Here is a 12,495-nt window from a genome sequence, read left to right on the forward strand (position 1 = left end):
TTACAGCACCAGCCGCCAGTCCTGCCCGACGAGATCGCGGCCGAAACTGCGGTGCGGCTCCTCCCCGACGAGCTCGAAACCGGCCGCCTCGTAGATCCGCCGGGCGGAGACCAGCACGTCGTTCGTCCACAGCACCAGCTCGCGGCGGCCGGTCGCGCGGGCGTGCCCGACGCAGGCGTCGACCAGCCGCCGGCCGATGCCGTGGCCCCGGGCGGCCGGGTCCACCAGCAGCAGGCGCAGCCGTGCCGTGCCGGGCTCGTCGGTGCGTACGCAGAAGACGCAGCCGGCGCGCTCGCCGTCCAGTTCGGCGATCCACGCCCGCTCGTGGCCGTCCGCGACGATCCGGGCGACGAGTGTCTCGTACTCGGCGTTCCAGCCGTACTCCTCGGCGTAGACCTCGGCATTGCGCTGGACCACCCAGCCGAGGTCACCGGGCCGCGGCTCGCGCAGCCGGACCCGCGGCCCGGGAGGTGTCCCTGTCGCGGCGGTACCGCCGAGGACGTCGCGGACGGTGCGCATGGCCTCCGTCAGGCGTTCGCGGTCGCCCGGGGCGAGCCCGCCGACCATGGTCGCGACGGCTTCCCGCGACCGGTCCTCCAGGAGCCGGGCGGCCTCGCGGCCGTCGGGGGTCAGCTCCACGCGCTGCCGCCGGGCGTCCCGTGGTGACGGCGCGCGGGTCACCAGTCCCCGCTCCCCGAAGGCCGCCAGCATCCGGCTGAGCTGCCCGGCGTCCACGGACAGGGCCGTGCGCAGGTCGGCGGCGTCCAGCCCGCCGCCGGCGGCGTGGGCGAGCTCGTACAGGACGCGGGCCTCGGTGAGGGTGTACGGGGTGTGCAGATGGCGGCTGTAGTCGAGCGCGCCGATGAGGTTGGTGTAGAAGCGGTTGAACGCCCGGATCTCCTGGACGGCCACGGCGGTTCCCCTCGCGGAAATTCTTTGACTGCGTCAAAGGTATCCGTGGAGGGTGGTTCTGGACAGGCGCCGGCGCGCCGGGTGTCCCGCCCGGCCCGGGATCTTTTATGTGCCGCTTCGCGGTGCCGCGGTCGAGGCCCGCACCATCAGCTCCGTCCGTACGGTCGCGAGGCCGCCCGGAGGCGGTGCCTGGCGGCCCATGACCAGGCGGCCGGCGCGGGCGCCCGCCTCCTGCAGCGGTATGCGCACCGTCGTGAGCGCGGGCGCGGCGTCCACGCTGAAGGGCAGGTCGTCGAAGCCGGCGACCGAGACGTCCTCGGGGATGCGCAGCCCGCGCTCGCGCAGCGCCGCGCAGACGCCGAGCGCCACCGTGTCGTTGGCGGCGACGACCGCGGTCAGCCCCGGCTCGCGGCGCAGCAGTTCCAGCGCCGCGTCGTACCCGGAGGAGCGGTCGTAGTAGCCGTGCACGGTGAGGCGGTCGAGCTCGGCGGGGGAGCCCGCGAGCCCGGCCTCGGCCAGGGCGGCACGGTGGCCCTCCAGGCGGTGCCGGGTGGTGCTGCGCTCCGCGGGGCCCGCGACGTAGCCGATGGTGCGGTGGCCGAGGGCCAGCAAGTGCTCGGTGAGGCGCTGCGCGCCGCCGCGGTTGTCGAAGGCGACGGTCATCACGGCGTCCGCGGCGGGGCCGGCCAGTTCGGCGAGTTCCGGCAGGGGCGGGCGCCCGCACAGGACGATCCGGGTGCCGGAGGCGGCGAGCCGGGCGAGGCGGGCGGCGACGGCGGCGCTGTGCCCGGTGCCTTCCACGGCGCCCCCGGTGAGCACCACGCCCGCGGCACGCTGCCGCTCCAGCAGGGTCAGGTAGTTGAGCTCGGCCTCGGGGGAGCCCCCGGTGTTGCAGACCACGGCGAGTTTCCCGGCGCCCGCGGGCAGCCCGGGCGGATGCTCGGTGCCGCCGCTGATCTCGCTCTGCACGGCGCTGGCGATGAGCCCGAAGAAGGGGTCGGCGACGTCGTTGACGAGTACCCCGACCAGGTCGGAGGTGGCGGCGGCCAGTGCGCGGGCGTGCCCGTTCACGACGTAGTCGAGGTCGTCGACGGCCCGCAGGACCCGCTCGCGCGTACTGCCCGCGACCGGGTAGTTGCCGTTCAGGACACGCGACACGGTTGCGGCGGACACTCCGGCGCGCGCCGCCACGTCGGCCAGGGTCACTGCCATCTTGTCTGTTTCCTCCGGGTCGGTCCTCCCCGGGCCGTCCGCCCGTAGCCGCACATGCTCTCACCTCGGGGGCCGGTGGGGGAGCGGAGTCGCACAGCACCTTGCGCAGGGCGTTCCACCGCCCTGGGGTCACTCTAGGTGAAAGCGCTTTCTGTCGTCATTCGGGAGCCAAGAGGTGCGACCGGGGCCGGGGGCCTGCCCCGCTCGCGATCGCGGTCCCGGCTCCCCCGTCGCGCGCGATCCGGTAGCGCCGAGGGTCCCGGCCTGGGAGGCGTGCTGGCGCTCGGGAGCGGTGGCCGCGGCAGGGCGCCCGTGCGGCGCCCTGCCGGCGACCCTCGCCGAGGGCCTCCCGGGGCGAGGGTGCCCCGGACGCGGCGGCGTCCCCGCAACCGGGACGATGTCTCCACGTCAGGCGAGGGGCAAGCGCTTTCTTCCCGAAGTCCTTCCCCTTGTCGAAGGTGTTCGGCGGCGGTTAGTGTAGAGCGAGGAAAGCGCTTGCTGCCGCTCGGCGCCCCGCCGGAGAGAGGAACCTCACGTGACACGCAGGACCGTGCGGATCGCCATGAACGGCGTCACCGGCCGTATGGGCTACCGCCAGCACCTCGTCCGCTCGATCCTCGCCCTGCGCGAACAGGGCGGGCTCGACCTCGGCGACGGCACCGTGCTGTGGCCCGAGCCCGTCCTCGTCGGCCGCCGCGAGCACGCGCTGCGCGCCCTCGCCGACCGCCACGGCCTGGACCCCGCCCTGGTCTCCACCGACCTGGACGCCGTGCTCGCCGACCCCGCCACCGAGATCTACTTCGATGCCCAGGTCACCGGTGCCCGCGAGGAGGCGATCACCAAGGCGATCGCCGCCGGCAAGCACATCTACACCGAGAAGCCCACCGCGACCGGTCTGGACGGAGCGCTGCGGCTGGCCCGCCTGGCCACCGCCGCCGGCGTCCGCCACGGCGTCGTCCAGGACAAGCTCTTCCTCCCCGGCCTGCTCAAGCTCCGGCGGCTGGTCGACGGCGGCTTCTTCGGGCGGATCCTCTCCGTCCGCGGCGAGTTCGGCTACTGGGTCTTCGAGGGCGACTGGCAGTCCGCCCAGCGCCCCTCCTGGAACTACCGCGCCGAGGACGGTGGCGGCATCGTCGTCGACATGTTCCCGCACTGGGAGTACGTCCTGCACGAGCTGTTCGGCCGCGTGCTGTCCGTGCAGGCGCTCGCCACCACGCACGTGCCGCAGCGCTGGGACGAGCAGCACAAGCCCTACGACGCCACGGCCGACGACGCCGCATACGGGATCTTCGAGCTCGAGGGCGGCGTGGTCGCCCAGGTCAACTCCTCCTGGGCTGTGCGCGTCCACCGGGACGAGCTGGTGGAGTTCCAGGTTGACGGCACCGAGGGCTCGGCCGTCGCGGGGCTGCTCACCTGCCGTGCCCAGCACCGCTCCGCCACCCCCAAGCCGGTCTGGAACCCCGATCTGCCCGCCACCGAGGTCTTCCGCGACCAGTGGCAGGAGGTCCCGGACAACGGCGAGTTCGCCAACGGCTTCAAGGCCCAGTGGGAGCTGTTCCTGCGCCACGTCCACCTCGACGAGCCCTACACCTGGGACCTGCTGGCCGGTGCCCGCGGCGTACAGCTCGCGGAACTGGGCCTGAGGTCCTCCGCCGAGGGCCGCCGTCTCGACGTACCGGAGCTGACCCTGTGACCGTGACGCTCCTTCACCTCCCCACCGAGACGGGCGAGCTGTACGCCTACCGGCCGCGCACCGAGCCCGCGGCCCACGCCGGGGCCCCCGCGACGGCGGACGAGCCGGGCAGCCGCGTCGTCTATGCGGCGGCCCACGTCGTCGCCGACCCCTTCCGCACCGCGGCCGACCGGCCCGCCGCGCTGGACTGGGAGGCCACGCTGGCCTTCCGCCGTCACCTGTGGTCGCACGGACTCGGCGTCGCCGAGGCCATGGACACCGCCCAGCGCGGCATGGGCCTGGACTGGGCCGGGGCCGCCGAACTGATCCGCCGCTCCTCGGCCGAGGCCCGTGCCGAGGGCGGCCGTATCGCCTGCGGCGTGGGCACCGACCAACTGGCGTCCACCGAGTTCGGCCACCCCTACGGCCTCACGGAGATCCGGGCCGCCTACGAGGAGCAGCTCGCCGTCGTCGAGGACGCCGGCTCGCGGGCCGTCCTCATGGCCTCCCGTGCGCTGGCCGCCGTCGCCAAGGGGCCCGACGACTACCTGGAGGTCTACGGCCACCTCCTGCGCCAGGCCGCCGGGCCCGTCGTGCTGCACTGGCTGGGCCCGATGTTCGACCCCGCACTGGAGGGTTACTGGGGCGGCACGGACCTGGACGCGGCCACGAGCACCTTCCTCGAGGTGGTCGCCGCCCACCCGGGCAAGGTCGACGGCGTCAAGATCTCCCTGCTCGACGCCGGGCGCGAGGTCGAGCTACGCCGCCGCCTCCCCGACGGCGTGCGCTGCTACACCGGCGACGACTTCCACTATCCCGAGCTGATCGCCGGCGACGACCGGGGCTTCAGCCACGCCCTGCTCGGCGTCTTCGATCCGCTCGCGCCGCTCGCCGCACGGGCCGTGCGCCTGCTGGACGACGGCGACCCCGGTGGCACCGGCGACCCCGGTGGCACCGGTGGCACGGCGGGCTTCCGGGCGCTGCTCGACCCCACCGTCGAGCTGTCCCGCCACCTCTTCGGCGCCCCGACCCGCCACTACAAGACGGGTGTCGTCCTCCTCGCCTGGCTGGCCGGCCACCAGTCGCACTTCACGATGGTCGGTGGTCTCCACTCGGCACGCTCCCTCCCCCATCTGGCCCGCGCCTACGAACTGGCCGACCGGATCGGACTGTTCCCCGACCCGGCGCTCGCCGCGTCCCGTATGAGCCGGCTCCTCTCCGTGTACGGAGTGTGACATTGCGCACTGACAACCGGACCTCCGGCGACCTCGCCCGGCTCAGCATCAACCAGGAGACCGTGCGGCAACTGCCCCTCCCCGAGCTGGTCGAGGGGCTGGTGACGCTCGGTGTCCCCGGCGTCGGACTGTGGCGCGGGCCGGTGCGGGAGTACGGCGTCGAGGCGACCGCGAAGCTGGTGCGCGGAGCCGGGCTCACGGTCACCACGCTCTGCCGTGGCGGCTTCTTCACCGCCTCCGACCCGGACGAGCGCGCCGCTGCGCTCGCCGACAACCGGGCGGCCCTGGACGAGGCGGCGGCCCTGGGCACCGGCACCCTCGTCCTGGTCTCCGGCGGCCTCCCGGCCGGGGACCGCGACATCGCCGGCGCCCGTGAACGCGTCGCCGACGCGGTCGCCGAGCTCGCTCCGTACGCGCGGGAACGCGGAGTGCGCCTGGCGATCGAGCCGCTGCACCCGATGTACGCCTCCGACCGCTGTGTCGTGTCGACCCTCGGCCAGGCACTGGACATCGCCGAGCGCTTCCCCGCGGAGCAGGTCGGGGTGGTCGTGGACACCTATCACCTGTGGTGGGACGACCGGGCGGCCGGCGGCATCGCCCGGGCCGGCGCCGGCGGCCGGATCGCCTCGTTCCAGCTCGCCGACTGGGTCACCCCGCTCCCCGAGGGGGTGCTCCTGGGCCGCGGCCAGCTCGGTGACGGCTGCGTCGACCTGCGCGGGTTCCGCGAGCGGGTGGACGCCGCCGGCTACGCGGGAGCCGTCGAGGTGGAGATCTTCAACCCCGCGCTGTGGGCGCGCGACGGCGCCGAGGTGCTGGCCGAGACGGCCGACAGGTACCGCCGGCACGTGCTCTGAGAAATCCCTGGAAATTTCTTCCGGAAGCCGTGCAACCATCCCCCGGGCCGGTGTGTCTATGTAGCGTCAAGACCCAGAGGGGGGCCTCGCAAGGGTCTTGAGTGGGGGAGAGCGCGGCACCCGGAGGGGGCTCGGGGTCTCGCGCAGAGGGAGGGAACGCCAAAGGGGTCCGGCTCAGCCGGACCCCTTTCGCCATGTCCGACCACTTGCCGCCGCTCGCCCGGTCCGCCGCTCCGCCGCGGTTCAGCGTTTCTCGCGGGCCCGCCGGGCCAGCACGGACGCCATCACGGGGATCAGCGTCTCCAGCGCCGCCGTGACCGCCTCGACCGGGAGGCCGGTCCGCTTGGCCACCGCCCGCGCCGCCGGGGCGGCCACCTTGGCCAGGACGGCCGCCAGCACCCCACGGCCCGGTTCCGGTGCCGTACCGCCCTGCACCCCGGCGAAGCCGACGGCGGCCGCGGGCAGCGGCTCGGGCTCGTTCGCGGCCTGCTCCATGGCCTGGCACAGCTCCGCGGTGCCGCCGGGCGTCACCGCGTCGTCGGTCAGTACCCCCGTGATCGAGGCCACCGCGCTCCCCACGACCCGCTGCGCCTGTCCGGCGTCGGTCCCGAGCAGCTCGGTGATCTCCCGGAGCCGGTCGTCCCCCAGCTCCTCCAGCACCTCGTCCTTCAGCGGTCGGTCGCTCATGGTCGGGACGCTACGCGCGAATCGCCCGCCCGGCCCGCCGACCGCAGCCGGACGGATGTACGCGCTAGAAGGGCACGCCGCAGCGCAGGATGACGTTGGCGTACGGCCGGGACTCGCCGGTGCGGACGACCAGGCGGGCCTGCCGGGTGCGGGCCTTGAACTCCTCGTGCGGCACCAGTTCCAGGTCCGGGAAGGCACCGTCGAGCTGGGCGGTCACCTCGGGATTGTGCTCGCGGACCTCCTTGGCCGCGATCGCCCCCTCCACCACGAGCTCCTCCAGCAGGCCGTCGAGGACCTCGGAGAAGGACGGCGTGCCGGCCCGGAAGGCGAGGTCGACGACGATCGGCCCGGGAGGGATCGGGAGCCCCGCGTCGCAGACCACGACCAGGTCGGTGTGGCCCAGCACGGCGAGGGCGCCCGCGAGATGGCGGTTGAGGATTCCGGACTTCTTCACAGCTGACCCACTTCTTCGAGGGTGGGGAAGGATTCCTGCGCACCCGGCTTCGTGACGGCGGCGGCGCCCACCCGCACCGCGAACCGCACGGCGGTCACCAGGTCGTCGCCCGCGCCGAGCCGCCAGGCCAGCGCCCCCGTGAAGGAGTCGCCGGCGCCGGTGGTGTCGACGGCCACCACTCGCGGGCTCGGTATGCGCACGGTGCCGTCGGGCGTCGCGGCGAGCGCGCCCGCTCCACCGAGCGTGACGACCACCGAGCGCGGGCCGAGGGCGAGCAGCCCCGCCGCCCACGCCTCAGGGGTGTCCCCGGCGTCCGCGCCCAGCAGGACGCGGGCCTCGTGCTCGTTGACCACGAGCGGGTCGCAGCCGGCGAGCACCTCCCGGGGCAGTGCCGCGGGCGGCGAGGGGTTCAGTACGACCCGCGTCCCGGCCTCCGTGGCCGTCGCCACCGCGGCGGCCACGGACTCCAGGGGGATCTCCAGTTGCAGCGAGATCACCCGGGCGGCGGCCAGCAGCTCGCGCGCCCCGGTCACGTCCGCCGCGGTGAGCCGGGCGTTGGCGCCCGGCGACACCACGATGCTGTTGTCACCCGAGGGGTCCACGGTGATCAGCGCGACCCCCGTGGGGGTGTCGCCGCCGAGGACGCCGGTGGTGTCGACGCCGGCCGATCTCAGCGAGCCGGTGAGCAGCCGCCCGTGGGCGTCGTCGCCGACCCGCGCGAGGAGCGCCGTGCGCGCGCCCAGGCGGGCCGCGGCGACGGCCTGGTTGGCCCCCTTGCCACCGGGGTGGGTGGCGAGGTCCGAGCCGAGGACCGTCTCGCCGGCCGCCGGGCGGCGGTCGACATGGATCACCAGGTCGGCGTTGGCCGACCCTACGACCAGCAGGTCGTAGCCGTGCATCTGCGTGTTCCCTTCGGGGGTCCTGCCGTACCGGTGCGGTCTGTCAGGAGGAGAAGTCGGCGACGTTCTTCTCGGTGACGACCTTGACCGGAACCTTCACCAGGCTGCCGAGCTTCTCGCCCTTGGCGGCCTTCACCGCGTTCTGCACGGCCAGCTTGCCGAGCTCCTTCGGCTGCTGTGCCACGGAGGCGGTCAGGGTGCCGGCCTTGACCGCGGTGAGGCCGTCGGGGGTGCCGTCGAAGCCGACGACCTTGACCGACTTGCCGGCCTTGTCGCCGAGCGCCTTGATCGCGCCGAGGGCCATCTCGTCGTTCTGGGCGAAGACGCCGGTGACGTCGGAGTGGGCCTGCAGCAGGTTGGTCATGACGTCCAGGCCCTTGGTGCGGTCGAAGTCGGCGGCCTGCTGGGCCACGACCTTGATGCCCGGGTAGGCCTTGATGCCCTCGTTGAAGCCCTGGCCGCGCTCGTTGGCCGCGGAGGTGCCGGCGGTGCCCTGGAGGACCACGACGGTGCCCTTGCCGCCCAGCGAATCGGCCAGGGTCTTGGCGGCGAGCCGGCCGCCCTCGACGTTGTCGGAGGCGACGGTGGTGGCGAGCTCGGCCTTGTTGACGCCGCGGTCGGCCGCGACGACGGGGATGCCGGCCTTGTTGGCGGCCTTCACCGAGGGACCGGCCGCGTCGGAGTCCACCGGGTTGACGATGATCGACTTCACGTTCTGGCTGGTGAAGTTCTGCAGCTGGTTGGCCTGCTGCGACGCGTCGTTCTGCGCGTCGGTGACGGTCAGGTCGACGCCCTCCTTCTTCGCCTCGGCCTGCGCGCCCTCCTTCAGCTGCACGAAGAACGGGTTGTTGAGGGTGGAGACCGACAGGCCCACCTTCACGTCGGAGGACGAGCCGGAGCCGGAGTTGCAGGCGGTCGCGGTGAGCGCCAGGGCGGCGACGGCGACGGTGGTGGCGGAGATGAGCTTGGTGCGCATGGTGGTTCCTTGCTGGTGCGGTGCGGAGAAGAGGAGGGGGGTCTGTGGTGCGCGCGGCACGGTCAGGCGCGGCGGCGCAGGGTGTCGAGCAGGACGGCCAGCGCGATGACCGCGCCGATGACGACCTGCTGCCAGAAGGCGGAGACCGACAGCAGGTTGAGGCCGTTGCGGAGGACGGCGAGGATCAGCGCGCCGATCAGGGTGCCGGACGCCTTGCCGACGCCGCCGGAGAGGCTGGCGCCGCCGATGACGACCGCCGCGATGGCGTCCAGCTCGTAGCCGTAGGCGGCCTGCGGCTGCGCCGAGGCGAGACGGGAGGCGAGCACGATGCCCGCGACCGCCGCGAAGAGGCCGGACAGCGCGTAGATGATGATCTTCTGGCGCTTGACGCGGATGCCGGAGAGGCGGGCCGCCTCCTCGTTGCCGCCGATCGCGTACATGGCGCGGCCTATGTAGGTGCGGCCGAGGATGATCGCCGTGGCGGCGCCCGCGACGATCATCACCAGGACCGGGACGGGCAGCCAGCCGCCGATGGTGTCGCCCAGGTGGGAGACGGAGTCGGGGAAGGCGATGGGGCTGCCCTGGGAGATGACCAGGGTGAGGCCGCGGCCGATCGACAGCATGGCGAGGGTCGCGATGAACGGCGGCAGCTTGCCGAAGGAGATCAGCAGGCCGCTCAGCAGACCGCTGGCCACACCCGTGGCGACGGACAGCACGACCGCCAGCCACACCGGCAGGCCCGCCGAACTCGCGCTCCAGGCCAGCACCGTCGCGGAGAGCGCCGCGACCGAGCCCACCGACAGGTCGATGCCGGCCGCCACGATCACGAAGGTGGAGCCGAAGGCGAGGATGGCGACGACGGCCGCCTGGACGCCGACGTTGAGCAGGTTCTGCGTGGACAGGAAGTCGCCCGACAGGAACGACAGTGCCACCAGCAGGACCACCAAGGCGCTGAGCGCGCCGTTGTTGAGGAGCACACGGCGCGCCGCGGCGACGCCGCCCGTGTCCGTACTGCTTTTGATCGTGTCAGTGGCCACGGGAGCCCTCCACATCCTTCGTTGCTGTTGTGTTGCCGCCCTCGGCGGGCGCTGTGCCGACGGCCAGGGCCATGACGGAGTCCTGGGTGGCCTCGTGCGCGGGGAGTTCACCGGCGATCCGGCCCTGGGACATCACCAGGACGCGGTCGCTCATGCCCAGCACCTCGGGGAGGTCGCTGGAGATCATCAGCACCGCGTGGCCGGAGGCCGTGAGCTGGTTGACGAGTTGGTAGATCTCGACCTTGGCGCCGACGTCGATGCCCCGGGTCGGCTCGTCGAGGATGAGCACCTTGGTGTCGGCCAGCAGCCATTTGCCGATGACGATCTTCTGCTGGTTGCCGCCCGACAGGGTGCGCACGTGCTGGTGGAGCCCGGCCATGCGGACCTTGAGCTGCCCCGAGATCCGGTCGGCCGCCTTGCGCTGCCCGGCCCGGTCGACGAACCCGGCGCGGGTGGACCGGCCGAGCGTGACCAGACCCAGGTTCTCCTGGATGGTGGCGTCCAGCACCAGGCCCTGGCCCTTGCGGTCCTCCGGCACCAGGCCGATGCCCGCGTCCATGGCGGCGTTGACGTCGTGGCGGCGCAGCCGCTTGCCCAGCACCTCGACCGTCCCGGAGTCGTACGGGTCGGCACCGAAGACCGCGCGGACGACCTCGGTGCGCCCGGCGCCGACGAGCCCGGCCAGGCCGACGACCTCGCCGGCCCGCACCTCGAAGCTCACGTCGTGGAAGACGCCGCCCCGGGTGAGGCCCTCGACCCGCAGCAGGGGCGCGCCCGCTTCGGCGCGCTCGCGCGGGTACTGCTGCTCGATACTGCGGCCTACCATCAGCCGGACCAGCTCGTCCTCGGGGGTGCTCGCGGGCACCTGGGAGACGCTGCGGCCGTCGCGCAGGACGGTCACGCGGTCGCCGAGCGCGGCGATCTCCTCCAGGTGGTGGGTGATGAAGACGATGCCGACGCCGTCCTCGCGCAGCTTGCGCACGATCCGGAAGAGCTTGTCGACCTCCTCGCTGGTGAGCACCGCGGTCGGCTCGTCCATGATCAGGACGCGCGTCTCCAGGCTGAGCGCCTTGGCGATCTCCACCATCTGCAGGCGGGCGATGCCCAGTTCGGAGACCGGGGTGCGCGGGTCGACGTCGACGCCGACCCGGGCCAGCAGGGCGGCGGCGTCCGCGTTCATCTGCTTGCGGTTCACCAGGCCGAGTCGGCGCGGCTGGCGGCCCAGGAAGATGTTCTCGGCGACGCTCAGCGCCGGGACGAGGTTGAACTCCTGGTAGATGGTCGCGATGCCCAGCTTCTCGGCGTCCTGCGCACCATGGATGCGCACCTCCGCGCCGTCGACGAGGATCCGGCCCCCGTCGGGGCGGTTGGCGCCGGAGAGCATCTTGATCAGGGTGCTCTTGCCCGCGCCGTTCTCGCCGAGCAGGACGTGCACCTCGCCTCCGCGCAGGTCGAAGTCGACGCCGTCGAGGGCCACCACACCGGGGAAGACCTTACGGACGCCCTCCATGCGGAGGAGCTCGGGGCTGCTCGTGCTCAACGGGAACTCCCTTCGGACGCGCCGCAGGAGCGGCGGACAACGAGACGGGCGGACACGGTGACCGACGGCGCCGGCCTGCCCTCCACCCGGTCGATCAGCGAGCGCACGGCCGCCCGGCCGAGCTCGCCGGTGGGCTGGGCGATGGCGGTGATCGGCGGATCGGTGTGGAGGAACCACGGGATGTCGTCGAAGGCGGCGAGCGCGATGTCGTCGGGCACGCGCAGGCCGCGGGCGCGGATCTCGTCCATGGCGCCGAGCGCCATCAGGTTGTCCGCGGCGAAGACCACGTCGGGCGGGACCGGCAGGTCCAGGAAGCGGGCGGTGGCCCTGCGGCCGCTGTCCGCCTGGAAGTCGCCCTGGCCTATGTACTCGTCGGGCAGCTCCAGACCGAAGGCGGCAAGCGCCTCACGGAAGGCCCGCACCCGCTCGCGGCCCGTGGTGGTCGCGGCGGGGCCCGCGATGATCGCCAGCCGGCGGTGGCCCAGGCCGTGGAGGTGGGCCACCAGGTCGCGCACCGCGTCGCAGCCGTCGGTGCGGATCACCGGGACGTCGTTGCCGACGCCGGGGATCCAGCGGTCGACGAAGACCATCGGGGTGCCGGAGAGCACCGCGTCCAGGATCAGCGGGGAACCGCCGTCGGTGGGGCTGACCAGCAGCCCGTCGATGCGGCGGTCCAGCAGCGTGCGGATGTGGTGGTCCTGCTGCTCCGGCCGCTCGTCGGCGTTGCCGATGATCACGCTGTAGCCCAGTGCCCTGGCCTCGTCCTCCACCGAGCGGGCGAGCTCGGTGAAGAAGGGGTTCAGCACGTCGCTGATGACCAGGCCGAGGGTCCGGGTCTGGTCGGTGCGCAGCGAGCGCGCCACCGCGTTGGGCCGGTAGCCGAGCTCGGCCACGGCCTCCAGCACCCGGCTGCGGGTGCCCGGGCGGACCGCCGGGTGGTCGTTGAGCACGCGGGAGACCGTCGCGACGGAGACACCCGCGCGTGATGCCACGTCCTTGATGCTCGCCACCCGTCCC

The 12,495-nt window shown here is 73.3% G+C and carries 10 protein-coding genes and 2 pseudogenes; 3 read left to right on the top strand and 9 right to left on the bottom strand.

The window, feature by feature from the left end; genetic code table 11:
• Positions 1-912, bottom strand: a complete 912-nt coding sequence (locus tag ABZ312_RS13210) for a bifunctional helix-turn-helix transcriptional regulator/GNAT family N-acetyltransferase (protein ID WP_500437634.1) — start codon at positions 910-912, stop codon at positions 1-3.
• 105 nt (positions 913-1,017) lie between these two features.
• The gene (locus tag ABZ312_RS13215; protein WP_500322816.1) at positions 1,018-2,124 is read right to left on the bottom strand and encodes a LacI family DNA-binding transcriptional regulator; all 1,107 of its coding nucleotides are present in this window, start codon (positions 2,122-2,124) and stop codon (positions 1,018-1,020) included.
• Positions 2,125-2,659: 535 nt separating this feature from the next.
• On the opposite strand from ABZ312_RS13215, the gene ABZ312_RS13220 reads away from it, so the two are divergent.
• Genes ABZ312_RS13220 through ABZ312_RS13230 form a run of 3 tightly spaced genes read left to right on the top strand, consistent with a single transcriptional unit; the run spans position 2,660 to position 5,885 of the window.
• The gene (locus ABZ312_RS13220) at positions 2,660-3,817 is read left to right on the top strand and encodes a Gfo/Idh/MocA family protein (protein ID WP_500437635.1); all 1,158 of its coding nucleotides are present in this window, start codon (positions 2,660-2,662) and stop codon (positions 3,815-3,817) included.
• A gap of 2 nt (positions 3,818-3,819) precedes the next feature.
• Complete coding sequence (locus ABZ312_RS13225) at positions 3,820-5,031, top strand: dihydrodipicolinate synthase family protein (protein WP_500437637.1); 1,212 nt, start codon at positions 3,820-3,822, stop codon at positions 5,029-5,031.
• A gap of 2 nt (positions 5,032-5,033) precedes the next feature.
• Positions 5,034-5,885 (top strand): sugar phosphate isomerase/epimerase family protein, encoded by an 852-nt coding sequence (locus ABZ312_RS13230; RefSeq protein ID WP_500356914.1) that lies wholly within the window; start codon positions 5,034-5,036, stop codon positions 5,883-5,885.
• A 243-nt stretch (positions 5,886-6,128) separates the two neighbouring features.
• Here the strand turns inward: ABZ312_RS13230 and ABZ312_RS13235 are convergent, their stop codons facing one another.
• From ABZ312_RS13235 to ABZ312_RS13265, 7 genes and pseudogenes are all read right to left on the bottom strand, one after another.
• Positions 6,129-6,572: a DUF937 domain-containing protein gene (locus ABZ312_RS13235; RefSeq protein WP_500322823.1), complete on the bottom strand. Its 444-nt coding sequence runs from the start codon at positions 6,570-6,572 to the stop codon at positions 6,129-6,131.
• A 64-nt stretch (positions 6,573-6,636) separates the two neighbouring features.
• Complete coding sequence (rbsD, locus tag ABZ312_RS13240; protein ID WP_499511972.1) at positions 6,637-7,026, bottom strand: D-ribose pyranase; 390 nt, start codon at positions 7,024-7,026, stop codon at positions 6,637-6,639.
• Positions 7,023-7,925, bottom strand: a complete 903-nt coding sequence (gene rbsK, locus ABZ312_RS13245) for a ribokinase (RefSeq protein ID WP_500356916.1) — start codon at positions 7,923-7,925, stop codon at positions 7,023-7,025. Before rbsK ends, rbsD begins: the two co-directional genes overlap by 4 nt.
• Positions 7,926-7,968: 43 nt before the next feature.
• Positions 7,969-8,835 (bottom strand): annotated as a pseudogene (locus tag ABZ312_RS13250) (D-ribose ABC transporter substrate-binding protein); the annotation flags it as partial.
• A gap of 131 nt (positions 8,836-8,966) precedes the next feature.
• Positions 8,967-9,938 (bottom strand): annotated as a pseudogene (locus ABZ312_RS13255) (ABC transporter permease); the annotation flags it as partial.
• Positions 9,928-11,448, bottom strand: a complete 1,521-nt coding sequence (locus ABZ312_RS13260) for a sugar ABC transporter ATP-binding protein (RefSeq protein WP_499516839.1) — start codon at positions 11,446-11,448, stop codon at positions 9,928-9,930. The gene ABZ312_RS13260 and the pseudogene ABZ312_RS13255, both read right to left, overlap by 11 nt.
• A 26-nt stretch (positions 11,449-11,474) precedes the next feature.
• Positions 11,475-12,488 (bottom strand): LacI family DNA-binding transcriptional regulator, encoded by a 1,014-nt coding sequence (locus tag ABZ312_RS13265; protein ID WP_500322826.1) that lies wholly within the window; start codon positions 12,486-12,488, stop codon positions 11,475-11,477.
• Positions 12,489-12,495 lie beyond the last annotated feature (7 nt).

The organism is Streptomyces sp. NPDC006207 (assembly GCF_040613835.1).
Taxonomy (GTDB): domain Bacteria; phylum Actinomycetota; class Actinomycetes; order Streptomycetales; family Streptomycetaceae; genus Actinacidiphila.

Excerpts from the sequence above, each read along its gene's own strand:
- ABZ312_RS13215 (WP_500322816.1), bottom strand. The coding sequence starts at position 2,124 with ATGGCAGTGACCCTGGCCGACGTGGCGGCGCGCGCCGGAGTGTCCGCC.
- ABZ312_RS13235 (WP_500322823.1), bottom strand. The coding sequence starts at position 6,572 with ATGAGCGACCGACCGCTGAAGGACGAGGTGCTGGAGGAGCTGGGGGAC.
- rbsK (WP_500356916.1), bottom strand. The coding sequence starts at position 7,925 with ATGCACGGCTACGACCTGCTGGTCGTAGGGTCGGCCAACGCCGACCTG.
- ABZ312_RS13260 (WP_499516839.1), bottom strand. The coding sequence starts at position 11,448 with ATGGAGGGCGTCCGTAAGGTCTTCCCCGGTGTGGTGGCCCTCGACGGC.